Origin of the sequence: Pseudomonas spelaei (assembly GCF_009724245.1) — a bacterium.
Lineage (GTDB): Bacteria > Pseudomonadota > Gammaproteobacteria > Pseudomonadales > Pseudomonadaceae > Aquipseudomonas > Aquipseudomonas spelaei.
The window spans coordinates 93,579-109,827 of the sequence record NZ_WNNK01000003.1; the positions used below are offsets into that span (position 1 = coordinate 93,579).

The following is a 16,249-nucleotide window of genomic DNA, read 5'->3' on the forward strand; positions in this document are numbered from 1 at the left end:
CATCGCAGCCTCGTGCCTCGGCAGCGGCTACAACGCATTGCAGCGGCTACAGGGGAACGTGCGAAGCGGCTAGCAACTCTTGGGTGTAGGGATGCTGCGGTGATGCAAACACTTCATCGCTCGGCCCACGCTCCACCACCTTGCCATCCTTGATCACGATCATGTCGTGGGCCAGGGCGCGTACCACCGCCAGGTCGTGGCTGATAAACAGGTAGGTCAGGCCGTACTTTTCCTGCAGCTCACGCAGCAGCGCCACCACTTGTTTTTGCACGGTGCGGTCGAGGGCCGAGGTGGGTTCGTCCAGCAGCATCAGCGCCGGTTTTAGCACCAGGGCGCGGGCGATGGCGATACGTTGGCGCTGGCCGCCGGAAAATTCATGGGGGTAGCGATGCCGGCTGGCGGGGTCGAGGCCGACGTCGAGCAGCACCTGGATTACCTGGGCTTCGCGGTCCTTTAGGCTGCACGGGGCGTGGACTTCCAGGCCTTCGCTGATGATCTGTTCCACCGACATCCGCGGGCTGAGGCTGCCGAACGGGTCCTGGAATACCACCTGCATCTGCTTGCGCCATGGGCGCATCTGTTTGTGGCTCAGGCTGTCGAGGGCCTCACCCTGGAAGCGAATGCCACCGCTGGAATCCAGCAGGCGCAAAATGGCCTGGCCCAGGGTGGATTTGCCGGAGCCGGACTCGCCGACAATCCCCAGGGTCTTGCCGCGCTGCACGCTCAAGCTGATGCCGTCCACTGCCCGCAGGTAGTGCTTGCGTCGAAACAGCCCGCCGCCGAGGGGGAATTGCACGTGCAGGTCGTCCACCTCCAACACCGTTTCACGCTGGTCGCGGGACAGCGCGACGCCTGCCGGTTCCGCATCCAGCAGCAGGCGGCTGTAAGGGTGTTGCGGGGTGTTGAACAGGGTTTGGCAGTCGGCCTGTTCGACGATCTCCCCGGCGCGCATTACGCAGACCCGCTGGGCGATGCTGCGAACCAGATTGAGGTCGTGGCTGATCAGCAGCAGCGACATGCCCAGGCGCTGTTGCAGGGATTTGAGCAGCACCAGGATCTTGCGCTGTACGGTCACGTCCAGGGCGGTGGTCGGCTCGTCGGCGATCAGCAATTCCGGCTCGCAGGCCAGGGCCATGGCAATCATCACCCGCTGGCGCTGGCCGCCGGACAACTGATGGGGGTAGGCCTTGAGCCGCTCCTTGGGTTTCTGGATGCCCACCAGCTCCAGTAGTTCGAGGATCCGCGACTGGGCTTGTTTGCCGCCCAGGCCCTTGTGCAGCAGCAGGGTTTCGCCGATCTGCTTTTCGATGCTGTGCAGCGGGTTAAGGGAGGTCATCGGCTCCTGGAAGATCATGGCGATGCGGTTGCCCCGCAGTTGTTGCAAGGTCGAGGGCGACGCGCCCAGCAGTTCCGCGCCACGATAGCGCACTGAACCGGTGGTTTCGGTGCCGGCTTCAGGCAGCAGTTGCAGGATCGAATGCGCCGTCACTGACTTGCCCGAACCCGACTCGCCCACCAGCGCCAGGCATTCGCCGGGGCGGATATCCAGGCACAGGTTGCGCACCACGGTCTGGCCGCTGAAGGCGACACACAGGTCGCGGATCTCGATCAGAGTGTCTGTCATCGTTTCGTTGCCTTTCATGAGCGTGGGTCAAAGGCGTCGCGCAACGCCTCGCCGATAAACACCAGCAGCGACAGAATCAGCGCCAGGGTGAAAAACGCCGTCAGCCCAAGCCAAGGCGCTTCCAGGTTCTGCTTGCCCTGGGCGATCAGTTCACCCAATGAGGCGCTGCCGGCCGGCATGCCGAAACCGAGAAAGTCCAGGGCGCTCAAGGTGGAGATCGCCCCGGTCAAGATGAACGGCAAGTAGCTCAAGGTGGCGGTCATCGCGTTCGGCAGGATATGCCGGCGGATGATCTTGCCATCGCCCAGGCCCAGGGCCCGTGCGGCCTTGACGTACTCCAGGTTGCGCCCACGCAGGAACTCGGCACGCACCACGTCCACCAGGGCCAGCCACGAAAACAGCGCCATGATCCCCAGCAGCCACCAGAAATTGGGCTCGACAAACCCCGAGAGGATGATCAGCAGGTACAGCACCGGCAACCCGGACCACACCTCCAGTATCCGCTGGCCAAGCAGGTCGACCCAGCCACCGTAATACCCCTGCAAGGCACCGGCGGCGATGCCGATCGCGGCGCTGATGGCGGTCAGGGCCAGGGCAAACAGGATCGACACCCGCGCACCGAAGATTACCCGAGCCAGCACGTCGCGGGACTGATCGTCGGTGCCCAGCCAGTTCACCGAAGAAGGCGGGCTGGGGGCAGGGCGGGTCAGTTCGTAGTTGGGCGTGTCGTCGCTGAAAGGGATCGGCGGGAACAGCATCCAGCCGCCGTCCTTTTTGATCAGTTGCTGCACGTACTCGCTGCGGTAGTCGGCCTGGAACGGCAGTTGGCCGCCGAACTGCTGCTCGGTGTAGCGCTTGAAGGCCGGGAAATACAGTGAGTTCTGGTAGCTGAGCACCAGGGGCTTGTCATTGGCGATCAGCTCGCCGCCGAGGGTCAGGATGAACAGGCCGATAAACAGCCACAGCGACCACCAGCCACGCCGGTTTTTCTTGAAGCGTTCAAAGCGCCGACGGGCCACGGGAGACAGTCTGAGCATCAGGCATTCCTCCCGGCGAAGTCGATACGTGGGTCCACCAGGGTGTAGCAGAGGTCGCCGATCAGTTTTATCAGCAGGCCGAACAGGGTGAAGATAAACAGCGAGCCGAACACCACCGGATAATCCCGGGACACCGCCGCTTCGTAGCTCATGCGGCCCAGGCCATCGAGGGAGAAGATCACTTCGATCAACAGCGAGCCGGCAAAGAACACGCTGATAAAGGCCTGGGGAATCCCCGAAATCACCAACAGCATGGCGTTGCGAAACACATGGCCGTACAGCACCCGGCGTTCGCTCAGGCCCTTGGCTCGGGCAGTGACCACGTACTGGCGGGTGATTTCATTGAGGAACGAGTTTTTGGTGAGGATGGTCAAGGTGGCGAAACCACCGATCACCAGGGCACTGACCGGCAGCACCAGGTGCCAGAAGTAGTCGGCGATCTTGCCCACGGTGCTCAACTGGTCGAAATTTTCCGAGACCAGGCCACGTACCGGAAACCAGTTCAGTGAAGTGCCCCCGGCAAACACCACGATCAGGAACATCGCGAACAAAAACGCCGGCATCGCATAGCCGATCACGATGGCGGTGCTGCTCCAGATATCGAACTGGCTGCCATGCTTGACCGCCTTGCGAATGCCCAGAGGGATCGACACCAGGTAAGTGATCAACGTGGCCCAGAGCCCGAGGGAAATGGTCACTGGCATTTTTTCCAGGATCAGGTCGACCACGGTTGCGCCGCGAAAGAAGCTGTTGCCGAAGTCCAGTTGGGCGTAGTTCTTGAGCATCAGCCACAGGCGCTCCGGCGCCGGTTTGTCGAAGCCGTACTGTTTTTCGATGTCCTTGATCAGTTTCGGGTCCAGGCCGCGGCTGGCCCGTGAGCCACTGCTGATGCTTTCGCCGGAGCCGCCACCGATGCCACTGCCGCCGATGCCTTGCAGGTGGGCGATGGCTTGTTCCACCGGCCCGCCGGGTGCGGCTTGCACGATGACAAAATTCACCAGCAGGATGATCACCAGCGTGGGAATGATCAGCAGCAGGCGCCGCACGATATAGGCAAACATCAGTGGGCCCCTCCCGGCTGGCCGCGCTTGATCAGCTCGGCTTTCATCTGCTCGTTGGTCAGCGGCGTGGAGCTGACTTGCCACCAGGTTTCCAGGGCTTCGTCATTGCTGGCTTCCACCGCCGGGCGGCCGAAACGGTTCCACCACGCGGCGGAGGTGCCCGGTGGGTAGTAATTGGGGATCCACAGGTAATTCCATTGCAGCACCCGGTCCAGGGCATGGGCATAGGTGAGCATCTGCGCCTGGGTGGTGGCCTTGACCAGCCCGGAGATCAGGCTGTCGACGGCCGGGTCCTTGAGGACGATGTAGTTGTTGGCACCCGGATCGAACGCGGCGGCCGAGCCGAAGTAGTTGTACAGCTCCATCCCTGGCGAGGTAGTGACCGGGAAGCCGGTGACGATCATGTCGTAATCCCGCGCCATGATGCGGTTGACGTACTGCGAGGAGTCGATACGGCGGATATTGAAGGTGATGCCGATCTGCGCCAGGTTGCGTTTATAGGGCAGCAGCAAACGCTCAAGACCGGCCTGGGCGTTGAGGAAGGTGAACTCCAGTGGCTCGCCTTCGCTGTTGACCAGTTTGTCGCCATCGGGTTTCCAGCCGGCCTGTTCCAGCAGGGCCAGGGCTTGCAGCTGTTTGTCGCGGATCATCCCGGTGCCGTCGGTGGTGGGTGCCTTGAACACCTGGGTGAAGACCTCGTCGGGAATCTGCCCGCGCAAAGGCTCCAGGATCGCCAACTCGGCAGCGCTCGGCAGTTGGGTGGCGGCCAGGGGACTGTTGGAGAAGTAGCTTTGTTGGCGGATGTACAGGTTGCGCATCATCTGCCGGTTGGCCCATTCGAAATCCCACAGCATCGCCAGGGCCTGACGCACGCGGCGGTCCTTGAACATCGGTTTTTGCACGTTGAACACGTAGCCCTGGGCCGGTTGCGGTGCGTCCTTGGCCAGGTGCGCCCGTTGCAGGCGGCCATCGTCCAGGGCCGGTCCGTTGTAGCCGATGGAGTAGCCGGTGGCGGAAAATTCGCGGTTGAAATCGTAGGCGCCGCCCCGAAGCACCTGGCGGGCGACTTCGGTGTCGCCGAAGTATTCAAGGCTCAGGTGATCGAAGTTGTACAGGCCACGGCTGACGGGCAGGTCCTTGCCCCACCAATTGGGGTCACGTTTGAAGCTGATGGTGTTGCCGGAATCGACCTTGCTCACCTGGTAGGGGCCGCTGCCCAGGGGCGCCTCGTAGCCACCGCCGTTGGCGAAGTCGCGGGTCTTCCACCAATGTTCGGGGAAGACCGGCAAGGTGGCGACGTCCAGGGGCAGCGTGCGGTTTTCATTGCTGGAGAAGTCGAAGCGCACTTGTCGTGGGCCTTCCACTTCGACGTGCTTGACGTCGGCGAACAGCGTCCGGTAGCGCAGGCTGCCCTGGGTCATCAGCAGGTCGTAGCTGTAGCGTACGTCCTCGGCGGTGATGGGCTGGCCGTCGGCAAAGCGTGCCTTGGGATTGAGGTAGAAACGCAGGGACAGGCCGTCGTCTGAGCGCTCCATTTTTTCCGCCACCAGGCCGTAGACCGTGTAGGGCTCATCCAGGGAGCGCTGGGCCAGGGGCGAGTACACCCAGCCGTCGATCTGGCTGACGCCGATGCCTTTGTCGATGTAGGGCATGACATGGTCATAGCGGCCAATCTCCAGGGCCGAACGCCGCAGGCTGCCGCCCTTGGGGGCGTTGGGGTTGGCATAGGCAAAATGGCTGAAGCCGGCGGGGTATTTTGCAGGTTCCCCGTACACCGTCAGCGACGGTTGCGGTGCCGCAATCACGGCCGTGCTTGCCATCAGCAGGGCCAGGGTAGAGCCAATCAGAGCAGAAAAAACCAGTCGCATTATCAGCCTTGAGCGCCGGGTGAAGAAGGAAGGGGATTTGTACGCTAACGGCGCACGCCTCGCCAGTCACCATGCTGTCACACAAACACAACGGCCCACCAAAAGGCGGGCCGTTGTGTTGAGCATAGGCGAAGGATCAGTCCTGACGGCTGGTCACTTCCAGCAGGTGATAACCGAACTGGGTTTTCACCGGGCCCTGTACGGTGTTGACCGGGGCACTGAACACCACGGTGTCGAACTCCTTGACCATCTGGCCTGGACCGAACGAACCCAGGTTGCCGCCGTCACGGCTGGATGGGCAGGTGGAGTTGGCTTTGGCGATTTCTGCGAAATCGGCGCCGCCTTCGATTTGGGCCTTCAGTTCGTTGCACTTGTCTTCAGTGGCAACCAGGATGTGACGGGCGGTAGCTTTGGCCATGGGGGGTAACTCCTTGAATAAAAAAGGTGAGCCTACCGGATTCGGGCGGTTATTTCCTGGCAAAGTTCCACTGCTTTGTTGGTGAAACCGGATCGATGTGGGAGCTGGCCTGCGATAGGCATAAGTATCTACACAATTGCGCAGGAGCCTGACTTTCTGTAGCCGCTGCCGAGGCACGAGGCTGCGATGGGTTGCGAAGCGACCCCCGAGGGCGGTCCTGCGGCCCGCATCGCAGCCTCGTGCCTCGGCAGCGGCTACAGAAGTCATCAAGACAGTAGTTGCCCTATCAGACGGTAATCCGATGCTCACGCAGGCGCCGCGCCGCTTCGCGCAACAATTGCTCGGTGCTGTCCCAGCCCAGGCAACCGTCGGTCACCGAGACCCCGTAGCGCATCGATGGGCTCAGCGGCTGGCAACCTTCGAACAGGTGACTTTCCAGCATCATGCCGATCAGCGAGGTGTCACCCTGCAAGCGCTGCTCCAACACGTCATTGAAAACCGCCGGCTGGCGCAACGGGTCTTTGCCGCTGTTGGCGTGGCTGCAATCGACCATGATCCGTGGCGTGACTTTGGTTTTTGCCAGGTCGGCCTTGACCTGGGCCACGCTCTGGCGGTCGTAGTTCGGTCCGCGATGGCCGCCGCGCAGCACCAGATGGGTGTCGGCGTTCCCTGAGGTCTGGATGATCGCCGGATGGCCCTGGCTGTCGACACCGAAGTGGCGGTGCGGGTGACTGGCAGAGCGCATCGCGTCGCAGGCGATGGCGACGCCGCCGTCAGTGCCGTTCTTGAAGCCCACGGGCATGCCCAGGCCGCTGGCCATCTCGCGGTGGATCTGCGATTCGGTGGTGCGCGCGCCAATGGCTACCCAACTGAGCAGGTCGTCGAAGTAGCCGGCAGCCATGGGTTGCAGCAATTCAGTGGCAACGGGCAGGCCCAGGCGCAGCATCTCGCGCATCAGTTCCCGGGACAGGGTCAGGCCGGCGGCCATGTCGTCGCTGCCATCGAGGTGCGGATCGTAGGCCAGGCCTTTCCAGCCAATGGTGGTGCGGGGTTTTTCGACGTAGGCGCGAATCACCAGCAGCATCTGGTCGCTGACTTCATGGGCCAGCTTCTTCAGGTTGCGGGCGTATTCCATGGCCGATTTCGGGTCATGGATCGAGCACGGGCCGACGATCACCAGCAGGCGGGAGTCTTCACCGTTGAGGATGGCGCGCACGGCCTGGCGATGAGCGTGGATCTGCTCGCTCAGGAATGGGCTCAGGGGCAGTTGGTGCTTGAGTTCAAGGGAACTGGGCAAACGCTGGGTCAGCGCTTCATTGGCACAGGACAAGGCAGAAACAGGCAGAGCGGCGATGGAGGAGTTCATATTCAAGGCTTCCTGGACAAGCGGCGGGCGTCTCCCGCGCGCTTGGCCCTACTGGGGTGTTCGACAATTGGCCGAATTGGCTACGTGTGTTGGCTTGCCACCTGTAGGTGACCGATCGGAGGCGGCAGGCTGTCCCGAGCGGAGCTTGCTAAATCGCCAGGCGGTGGAGGTGTCGTAGCGGTAATAGGTGGCGTAGTTCATGGCGTAATTCCTTCAAGTGTTCTGGATGAAACGAAATATTAAGGAGGCTCTTTACTGGGCCCTGAAAAAACAAAACCCCCGGTCGGGGAGCCGACCGGGGGTTAGATTTCTCTGGTAGGCGACCCCTTGAGTAGTGGGCGCCGATTTCAGGTATCAGGCGCGCCAGTGGCTAAACCAATACCCAAAATAAAAGCTGACCAGTGCGCTCAAACCGTTCACGCGGGTAGCCACGGCCGAACGCTGTGCGTTGGCGGTAGGGCAAGCCTGAGTGAGGGTGAGTTGCAACATGGCAGGTCTCCAAATGATGGGGGGAGCTTACTAGAGGCTGGCGGGTGGATTCAATCAGTAATTTCTATGGAGGTTGAGTACTTATGGCTATGGTGCTGGTGCCGGTGTGCTTGACTGAATTGAGAGAGGAGTTGAGGGAGTACGACCTCATGGTGTTTCAACTAAGTGCCGCGACGGACCGGGACCTGGCGTTCGCCCGGACCCTGACGCAGCAGGCGATGGGCAACTATTATCGTCAATACGATCTGCTGTGGTCTGACAAAGGCTTTGATACGGCCTGGGGCGGGCGGGAAAACTGGCTGGTCTGTCGAGAGGGGCTGGTGTTGGGATTTGTCAGCCTGAGTTGGGATAGCCGTGCACTCTATATCCGTGAGCTGCACATTCTTGATAAGTATCGTCGGCAGGGGGCCGGCGGTTGGGTCCTGGAGCAAATGGTCTTGAAAGCCCAGGCCCAAGGCTTGAGTCTGCTGCGGCTGACGGTGTTCAAGACCAACCCGGCGCGAAGGCTCTATCAGCGCAAGGGCTTGAGTATTGTCGGCGAGGAGGATTGTTTCTGGCGGATGGAACTGGGTTGTCAGCCGACGTCTTCAGGCGGATAACAGTATTCACTGTGCTTGTGTAGAAAGAGATGAGCAGCATGCCACCTCTTGAGGTGTGCCAGACAGGAGCATTCATCCAAATGGGTGGAATCGGGTTGCGATTGCGGCAAGAAAGAGAGCGACTTGGCCTGTCGCAGCGTGCTTTTGCTGAAATAGGTGGCGTGGAAGCCAACGCACAAGGTCGGTATGAAAACGGCGGCCGGACACCAAGGGCTGACTATTTGTCGCGGGTGGCCGAAAGAGGTGTGGATATTTTGTACGTGCTGACGGGTAACGTGACACCGACGCAGTTGGAAAACTTGAGCCAGACCGAAGAAAAAGTCCTGGGTAACTACCGGGCGATGTTCAAGGAGGATCAGGACGCCATCCGCCGGTTGACCTCTACCCTGGCCGAACATTCGTCTAGGCTCAGTGGGAAAATCAGGCCGGTGCCCCCGGATTCTTGACCCTTTACCCAGGAAATACAGTCGTTTGCCATCCGGCAGACGTCTGCCATGCGCTGAAACTCTATATATATGACGCTTGCAGCTAGGTCTGCGCCTTGGTTTTTTGCTAAGGTGTTCAGCAACCTATAAGACCATATCGCGAGGTGTCTGCTTGATTAGGGTGCTAGTAGTCGATGACCATGATCTCGTTCGTACAGGCATTACACGAATGCTGGCTGACATCGATGGCCTGCAAGTAGTCGGCCAGGCCGAGTCAGGGGAGGAGTCCCTGATCAAGGCCCGGGAATTGAAGCCCGATGTGGTTTTGATGGACGTCAAGATGCCCGGGATCGGCGGTCTTGGCGCCACTACCAAATTGTTACGCAGCCATCCGGACATCAAAGTCGTGGTAGTGACCGTGTGCGAGGAAGATCCGTTTCCTACACGGCTTCTACAGGCCGGTGCGGCGGGCTATCTGACAAAGGGCGCGGGCCTGGCGGAGATGGTTCAGGCCATTCGCCTGGTGTTTGCCGGCCAGCGTTACATCAGCCCGCAGATTGCCCAGCAGTTGGCGATCAAGTCGTTCCAACCCACCAGCGACTCGCCGTTCGATGCGTTGTCGGAGCGGGAAATCCAGATTGCCCTGATGATTGTCGGCTGCCAGAAGGTTCAGTCCATTTCCGACAAGCTGTGCCTGTCGCCAAAAACCGTCAACACCTACCGTTATCGTATTTTCGAGAAGCTCTCTATCAGCAGTGATGTTGAATTGACCTTGCTGGCGGTACGCCACGGCATGGTGGATGCCAGCGCCTGAAATGACAGACCTGTTCGATCCGAGTGCTTTTCTTTCCACCTGCAGTGGCCGTCCTGGCGTGTATCGCATGTTCGACAGCGATGCGCGCCTGCTGTATGTCGGCAAAGCCAAGAACCTCAAGAGCCGCCTGGCGAGTTACTTTCGCAAGACCGGCCTGACCACCAAGACCGCTGCGCTGGTGGGGCGTATCGCCCAGGTGGAAACCACCATCACCGCCAATGAAACCGAGGCGCTGCTGCTTGAGCAGACGCTGATCAAGGAATGGCGGCCGCCCTACAATATCCTGCTGCGTGACGATAAGTCCTACCCGTACGTGTTTTTATCCGACGGTGACTTTCCACGGCTGAGCATTCATCGCGGGGCGAAGAAGCAGAAAGGCAAGTATTTCGGTCCTTATCCCAGCGCCGGTGCCATCCGCGAAAGCCTCAGCCTGCTGCAAAAGGCTTTTTTTGTTCGCCAGTGCGAAGACAGCTTCTACAAGAACCGCACCCGGCCATGCCTGCAGTATCAGATCAAGCGCTGCAAGGCGCCCTGCGTGGGCTTCGTTGAACCTCAGGAGTACGCCGAGGACGTGCGTCACTCGGTGATGTTCCTCGAGGGGCGCAGCAATGCCTTGGCGGATGAACTGTCGGGTGCCATGGAACAAGCGGCCAGTACCCTGGATTTCGAGCGTGCGGCCGAATTGCGCGACCAAGTGTCCCTGGTACGCCGGGTTCAGGATCAGCAGAGCATGGAAGGCGGAACCGGCGACGTTGACGTCATCGCCGCCTTCGTCAACCCGGGCGGCGCCTGCGTCCACCTGATCAGCGTGCGTGGCGGGCGAGTGCTGGGCAGCAAGAACTTCTTTCCCCAGACCGGTATTGATGAAGAGGTCGCCGAGGTCATGGCGGCGTTTCTTGGCCAGTATTACGTCAGCAGCCCCGAGCGCGACCTGCCGGCGGAACTGATCGTTAACGTGGTGCATGAAGACTTCCCGGCGTTGATCGAAGCGATTCACGAACTGCGCGGCCGCGACCTGGATATCAGCCACCGGGTGCGCGGTACCCGGGCACGCTGGCAGCAATTGGCCGTGACCAACGCCGAGCAGGCCCTGAGTGCGCGCCTGGCCAACCGGCAGCACGTGGCTGCACGCTTTGAAGCGCTGGCCGAAGTCCTCAACCTGGATGAGCCGCCCCAACGCCTGGAGTGCTATGACATCAGCCACTCCAGCGGCGAGGCCACCGTGGCATCCTGCGTGGTGTTCGGGCCGGAAGGGCCGATCAAGTCCGACTATCGGCGCTACAATATCGAAGGCGTTACCGCCGGCGACGACTACGCCGCGATGCACCAGGCCCTGACCCGACGCTTCAGCAAACTGAAGGACGGCGAGGGCAAGCTGCCGGATATCCTGCTGGTGGACGGCGGCAAGGGCCAGTTATCCATGGCCCGTGACGTGCTCAATGAGTTGGCGGTGCCTGACCTGATCTTGCTCGGCGTGGCCAAGGGCGCCACCCGCAAGGCCGGTTTTGAAACCTTGTACTTGAATGATGCCGCCCATGAGTTCACCTTGAAGGGTGATTCCCCGGCGCTGCACCTGATCCAGCAGATCCGCGACGAAGCCCACCGTTTCGCCATTACCGGCCACCGCGCCCGCCGTGGTAAAACCCGGCGTACGTCAACCCTGGAAGGGATTGCAGGGGTAGGGCCGACGCGTCGGCGCGACTTGTTGAAACATTTTGGTGGCTTGCAGGAGCTGTCCCGTGCCAGCATCGAAGAAATAGCCAAAGCTCCCGGTATCAGTAAAAAGCTCGCTGAGTTGATTTATGCAAACCTGCACAGCGAGTAGAATGCCTTCTCACCTCGTAGCCAGTTGTGCCGATGAATATCCCTAATCTGATCACCGTACTACGCGTCCTGCTCATTCCGATTTTCATTTTGCTGTTCTACCTGCCGTACGAATGGAGTTACATGGCCTCCAGTTCAGTCTTTGCCTTTGCGGCGGCGACCGACTGGCTGGACGGATACCTGGCCCGTCGCCTGGAGCAGAGCACGCCGTTTGGCGCGTTCCTTGATCCCGTGGCTGACAAACTGATGGTGGCCGTGGCCTTGGTGCTGCTGGTACAGGAACACGGCAACTTGTGGCTGACCCTGCCAGCCGCGGTGATCATCGGTCGCGAGATCGTCGTGTCCGCGCTGCGCGAATGGATGGCCGAAATCGGCGCCCGCGCCCACGTGGCCGTGTCCAACATGGGCAAATGGAAAACCGCGGCGCAGATGCTTGCCTTGGTTATCCTGCTGGCTAACCCTTCGCAATTTTCCTTCTGGGTATTCCTGGGTTATGCCCTGTTGCTGGTTGCGGCTGGCCTGACCTTGTGGTCCATGCTGCAATACCTGCGCGCTGCCTGGCCTCATCTGCGGACCACCGTTGAAAAGAAATAAAACTTTTTTGAATCAAAGGGTTGACGGGTGTTCTGGATTCTATAGAATGCACACCACCAAGACGCGGGAATAGCTCAGTTGGTAGAGCACGACCTTGCCAAGGTCGGGGTCGCGAGTTCGAGTCTCGTTTCCCGCTCCAAGATTCAGAAAAAAAGCCACTCTAACGAGTGGCTTTTTTTTGCCTGCGATTTGCGTTGAGCTTTGTAAACGCTTGAAATCGGCACCGTAAGACCATTTTTTTGCTTCTGCGAGGACCTGCGAAAACGGGCAGTGACTATCCGTCGGCGCCAGGGATGATTTCACCTTGCTTGAGCGAACAGCAATGGTTGCCAGGCGACTTAACCGATGGGCAGGATCAAACCCCAGTGTGAAGATTAAAGTCCGAGGCGCACTGTGGGACTTGAAAAGTTGCCAGCGAGGCGTTCAGTTCGGTAGCCCGATTGGCACAAGCATATTTCTGATTTTTGACTAGAGGGGGTTCTTTATTTTGGCGACTTCTATCAGCTCCAAGAGGGTGGTCGAATTAAATTTTCTCAGTAGCCTTGATTTGGGTGAGCAAACTATTCTCCTTTGATTTTGCCTACCGCATTGCGCAAGTTTTGCAGAGCGGTAAAGTAACCCCGTACCTTGGTGTGAAGACGGCTGGCCGTGCTTCATCTTAGACTGGTTCTGGGGCTTCACGCGTATGCCTGTATTTTCACAATCCCAAAAACCCGGGAAAAACCCGGTCAATAATCGCGTTCCGACCAAGGCACGCATGGGCAGGCTGTCTCTGACCATGGCCTGGTGGGCGGCATGCAGTGCGGTGTTTTACATCGTGGTGGGTGCTTCACTGGCCCTGCAGTACGGTACCCGTAATGCACTGATCGGTATGGTGTTATCGGTGGTTAGCTACGGGCTGATTAACAGTGTGCTCAGCCGTTTCGCGATCCGCAGCGGTTTGTCGGTCGCTTTGTTTTCACGGCTGTTATTCGGCAGTGTGGGTGCCAGCTTGGCAACTTTGATTTTCTTTTCTTCGGCGATCTACTACGCGGTTTTTGAGGGTTCGGTGATTGCCGTGGCGCTCAATTATCTGTTCCCGGCAATGACCTATCCGCTGGCCGCGTTGCTGGTGGTGCTGTACAGCGTGCCGTTGATATTGGGTAGCGTTCAACACTGGCTGGATAAGCTTAACGGCGTGTTGTTGCCGGTTTATCTGGGTGGCTTGTTGATGGCGGTAGGGTTGTCGATTAATCGTTATGGCTACCAATCGCACTGGCTGGATTTCGGTCCTGCAACCGCCAGTGCATTTGGTTGGTGGGATTGCTTTGTAGCGTATATGGGTGTGTGGGTGCTGATGTTGTTCACCTTTGACTATGCACGGCTTGGTAAGCCAGAGGACGCCGCCTATCATGGTCGCTGGAACTTCGGCATGCCCTTCTACGCGGTGGCCTTTTTGCTTAACGGGGCGGCAGGTATTTATCTGATCAGCAGCATTCGCCACGAAGGTGGACTGAACGAGGCATCGGTGATGGTAGCGATTCTGCAGTTGATGGGGGGGTGGGGGTTGTTGTTTATCTGGGCCACGCAAACCCGTATCAACACCGCCAATTACTATTTGGCGACGATGAACATGCAGGTGTTCTTCAGACGTTTTGGTCTACACAGTTCGTACGTGATGTGGGCACTTGTCGTCGGCTTTATCGTTTACGGCTTGATGCTCGCGGATGTGTTCGCCTATTTGCTCAAAGCATTAGCCTACCAAGGGATTTTTGTGGTGGCATGGGTCGGTGTGGCGTTGGCACAGATTCTCTGCGGACGATTTGACGTGACAGCGCTCGACCGCGTGACCGCGTTTAATACGGTGGGTTTGATCGCCTGGTTTGGCGCCACTGCGCTTGGGCTTGCATTGATACTTTTCAGTGGCGATCTGAGCAGTTTTTCCGCACCTGCAACCGTGGTGTTTGCATTTTCATTGCAGGCGGGCTTGGGTTATCGAAGCCGTTTACAAGAAACTCAGGACTGATCCTGGAGTCGCTGTCGGCACTGACCTTCCCCGGGGCATCGACGTCCTACTCGACAAGGGGGGATCAGGCCTTAAAGCAGCAAACATGTCCATCACCCATCCGCTGGCAATTGATATTTGAGCAATCTTCGACTCGGCGTCGGGGAAGGCCGTGTTGGTGATTGCCGACCACCTTGAATGGAGTAACAAAGTTGATTGGGGTTAACCATCTAATGGTGCCTCAGGAAAAGCTCAATACCTATGTTGCCGTCATTGAAAGTGGATGATTTTACATTGGAACTCCTGACTCGACTGATAAATATCCCATCATTAAAAATACGGGCACGTATAAACTACCCGAACAAGGTCAATATTCTATTGATCGTCTCGCTATTGAGCTGAAGGACGCGGGTGTCGGCCAGTAGCATGTTTTAAAAAAGAGTGGTCAGCTCAGATACTCAGGTTGTAAGAGTGAGCCGATGCGCCTGGCCGTCACGACCGTGGCTTTACTGTTTTTAGGAGCAGTCCTATAGACGCCGATGTCAGTCCAAGTATTTTTTAAGTGTGCTTCGCGCTAGCAAGTCCGGGCGGTTTGGTTTTTCAATTCTGCCTTTGTGTGTACCGGTCAATGTACCAAGCTGTCAATTTTTAGGAGCACTCCTATATTTAGCACCGAGCGCTGTCTCTACACTTCGCCTGGCAATACATGGGTTCTCGAATGAATGAGGGCTCACAACCTGGCGTAAAAAAGACAGTTTTCTCGGAGTTGCCTCATGAATTACAAAGCCCACGTACTCGCTGTATTAGTTACTGCATCCATTGCTCCATTCGCCATGGCGTCGGATGGCACGATTAACTTCACCGGTCAGCTCCTGGCTGCCACCTGTGCCGTTACCGTCAACGGTGCCGCCAGCCCGGCTACCGTAACGTTGCCATCCATCACAGCGGGCTCGCTGAGCGCCACAGGTAAAGTCGCTGGCCAAACCAATTTCAACATTAAGCTGACGGGGTGCACTGGCACCGCAACAACCGCTACAGCCTTTTTCGAAGCCGGCGGTGGTGTGGATCCAGTGAGCGGTAATCTGAAAAACACCGGCACGGCGACCAACGTCCAACTGCAACTGGTTGACGGTACCAGCAATCTGGCGATCAAAGCCGGCGACGTTGCGCAGGTAACTACTAACAGCCGTGGCACCATTGCTTCCAATGCTGCGACCTTGCCGTATGCCGTGCAGTACTACGCCACCGGCCTCGCGACGGCGGGCACCGTACTCGGCACCGTGACCTACTCCCTCAACTACCAGTAAGTACACGCCCTGGACACACGCCTGCATCCGGCAAGGACGGGCGTGCTTCCAGGCTGCAACGGGACTTTTTCATGTTGTATGCACGTCCATTAAAACAACTGTTGCTGACAGGCCTTGCGCTACTGGTTTGTTCGCAGGCCATGGCGGGAGTGGTGATCACCGGCACTCGCTTGATCTACCTGGCGGGCCAGCAAGAAATGACCGTCAAGCTCAACAATAATGGTAGTCAGCCAGTGTTGATGCAGGCATGGGTTGACACTGGCAACGCTGATTCCACACCCACCAGTTCCAAGGCTCCTTTCGTACTGTCGCCGCCACTGGCTCGTATTGATCCGGGTAAGGGCCAGAGCCTGCGCCTGATGTTCACCGGCCCGGCGTTGCCCGCGAACCAGGAATCAGTGTTCTGGTTCAACATGCTGGAGATTCCACCAAAATCCCAGGCGGCTGCAGATCTCAACACATTGCAAATGGCATTTCGTTCGCGCATCAAGATCTTCTATCGGCCCGATGCCTTGCCAGGCACGCCCACCGAGGCGATCGGGCAGGTGCAGTGGAAGGTCGTCTCGGCCAGCAGCGGTCAGGGGTTTGCTTTGCAGGCCTACAACCCTTCGGCCTTTCACGTCTCGCTGGTCGAGTTGAAGTTGGTGGCCGGTGCGCAACGTTGGCTCAGTGAAGAAGGCATGGTCGCACCTGGCCAGACTCGGCAATTCGCCTTGCCGGCACTCAAGGCGATGCCCGGCGCTGGCGCTCGGGTTGAGTTCAGCGCGATCAACGATTACGGCGCCTTGCTGCCGACCGAGCAACTGCTCAAACCTTGATTTTGTAGCCGACGTTTTCAA

15 protein-coding genes and 1 tRNA gene are annotated in these 16,249 nt (G+C 58.9%); 9 read left to right on the forward strand and 7 right to left on the reverse strand.

Annotation, left to right across the window (positions count from 1 at the left end):
- Positions 1-46: 46 nt before the first annotated feature.
- The 7 genes from GNF76_RS04635 to GNF76_RS29760 form a co-directional block, all read right to left on the reverse strand.
- The gene (locus GNF76_RS04635; protein WP_155582004.1) at positions 47-1,624 is read right to left on the reverse strand and encodes an ABC transporter ATP-binding protein; all 1,578 of its coding nucleotides are present in this window, start codon (positions 1,622-1,624) and stop codon (positions 47-49) included.
- Between the two features lie 14 nt (positions 1,625-1,638).
- A complete protein-coding gene (locus tag GNF76_RS04640; RefSeq protein WP_155582005.1) occupies positions 1,639-2,661 on the reverse strand; it encodes an ABC transporter permease in 1,023 nt (340 codons plus the stop codon).
- On the reverse strand, positions 2,661-3,722 hold the full coding sequence (locus GNF76_RS04645; protein ID WP_155582006.1) for a microcin C ABC transporter permease YejB: 1,062 nt from the start codon (positions 3,720-3,722) through the stop codon (positions 2,661-2,663). Before GNF76_RS04645 ends, GNF76_RS04640 begins: the two co-directional genes overlap by 1 nt.
- A complete protein-coding gene (locus GNF76_RS04650; protein ID WP_155582007.1) occupies positions 3,722-5,590 on the reverse strand; it encodes an extracellular solute-binding protein in 1,869 nt (622 codons plus the stop codon). The genes GNF76_RS04645 and GNF76_RS04650 overlap by 1 nt, the downstream gene beginning before the upstream one ends.
- A 136-nt stretch (positions 5,591-5,726) precedes the next feature.
- Positions 5,727-6,008 (reverse strand): peptidylprolyl isomerase, encoded by a 282-nt coding sequence (locus GNF76_RS04655; RefSeq protein ID WP_155582008.1) that lies wholly within the window; start codon positions 6,006-6,008, stop codon positions 5,727-5,729.
- 286 nt (positions 6,009-6,294) lie between these two features.
- Positions 6,295-7,374 carry a 3-deoxy-7-phosphoheptulonate synthase gene (locus GNF76_RS04660; RefSeq protein ID WP_155582009.1) on the reverse strand — a complete coding sequence of 360 codons (1,080 nt, stop codon included), beginning with the start codon at positions 7,372-7,374 and terminating at the stop codon, positions 6,295-6,297.
- Between the two features lie 354 nt (positions 7,375-7,728).
- On the reverse strand, positions 7,729-7,863 hold the full coding sequence (locus tag GNF76_RS29760; protein ID WP_257034150.1) for a hypothetical protein: 135 nt from the start codon (positions 7,861-7,863) through the stop codon (positions 7,729-7,731).
- A 149-nt stretch (positions 7,864-8,012) separates the two neighbouring features.
- On the opposite strand from GNF76_RS29760, the gene GNF76_RS04665 reads away from it, so the two are divergent.
- From GNF76_RS04665 to GNF76_RS04705, 9 genes are all read left to right on the forward strand, one after another.
- On the forward strand, positions 8,013-8,462 hold the full coding sequence (locus GNF76_RS04665; RefSeq protein WP_155582010.1) for a GNAT family N-acetyltransferase: 450 nt from the start codon (positions 8,013-8,015) through the stop codon (positions 8,460-8,462).
- Between the two features lie 80 nt (positions 8,463-8,542).
- A complete protein-coding gene (locus tag GNF76_RS04670; protein WP_155582237.1) occupies positions 8,543-8,908 on the forward strand; it encodes a helix-turn-helix domain-containing protein in 366 nt (121 codons plus the stop codon).
- Between the two features lie 151 nt (positions 8,909-9,059).
- Entirely contained in the window at positions 9,060-9,701 is a 642-nt protein-coding gene (gene gacA, locus GNF76_RS04675) for a response regulator transcription factor GacA (protein ID WP_008436066.1), read from the forward strand.
- 1 nt (position 9,702) lies between these two features.
- A complete protein-coding gene (uvrC, locus tag GNF76_RS04680) occupies positions 9,703-11,526 on the forward strand; it encodes an excinuclease ABC subunit UvrC (protein WP_155582238.1) in 1,824 nt (607 codons plus the stop codon).
- Positions 11,527-11,558: 32 nt separating this feature from the next.
- Positions 11,559-12,119 (forward strand): CDP-diacylglycerol--glycerol-3-phosphate 3-phosphatidyltransferase, encoded by a 561-nt coding sequence (pgsA, locus tag GNF76_RS04685; protein WP_155582011.1) that lies wholly within the window; start codon positions 11,559-11,561, stop codon positions 12,117-12,119.
- Between the two features lie 63 nt (positions 12,120-12,182).
- Positions 12,183-12,258 (forward strand) — tRNA-Gly (locus GNF76_RS04690).
- A gap of 546 nt (positions 12,259-12,804) precedes the next feature.
- The gene (locus tag GNF76_RS04695; RefSeq protein WP_155582012.1) at positions 12,805-14,124 is read left to right on the forward strand and encodes a purine-cytosine permease family protein; all 1,320 of its coding nucleotides are present in this window, start codon (positions 12,805-12,807) and stop codon (positions 14,122-14,124) included.
- A gap of 752 nt (positions 14,125-14,876) precedes the next feature.
- The gene (locus GNF76_RS04700; protein ID WP_155582013.1) at positions 14,877-15,410 is read left to right on the forward strand and encodes a fimbrial protein; all 534 of its coding nucleotides are present in this window, start codon (positions 14,877-14,879) and stop codon (positions 15,408-15,410) included.
- 71 nt (positions 15,411-15,481) lie between these two features.
- The gene (locus GNF76_RS04705; protein ID WP_155582014.1) at positions 15,482-16,228 is read left to right on the forward strand and encodes a fimbrial biogenesis chaperone; all 747 of its coding nucleotides are present in this window, start codon (positions 15,482-15,484) and stop codon (positions 16,226-16,228) included.
- Positions 16,229-16,249: the final 21 nt, after the last annotated feature.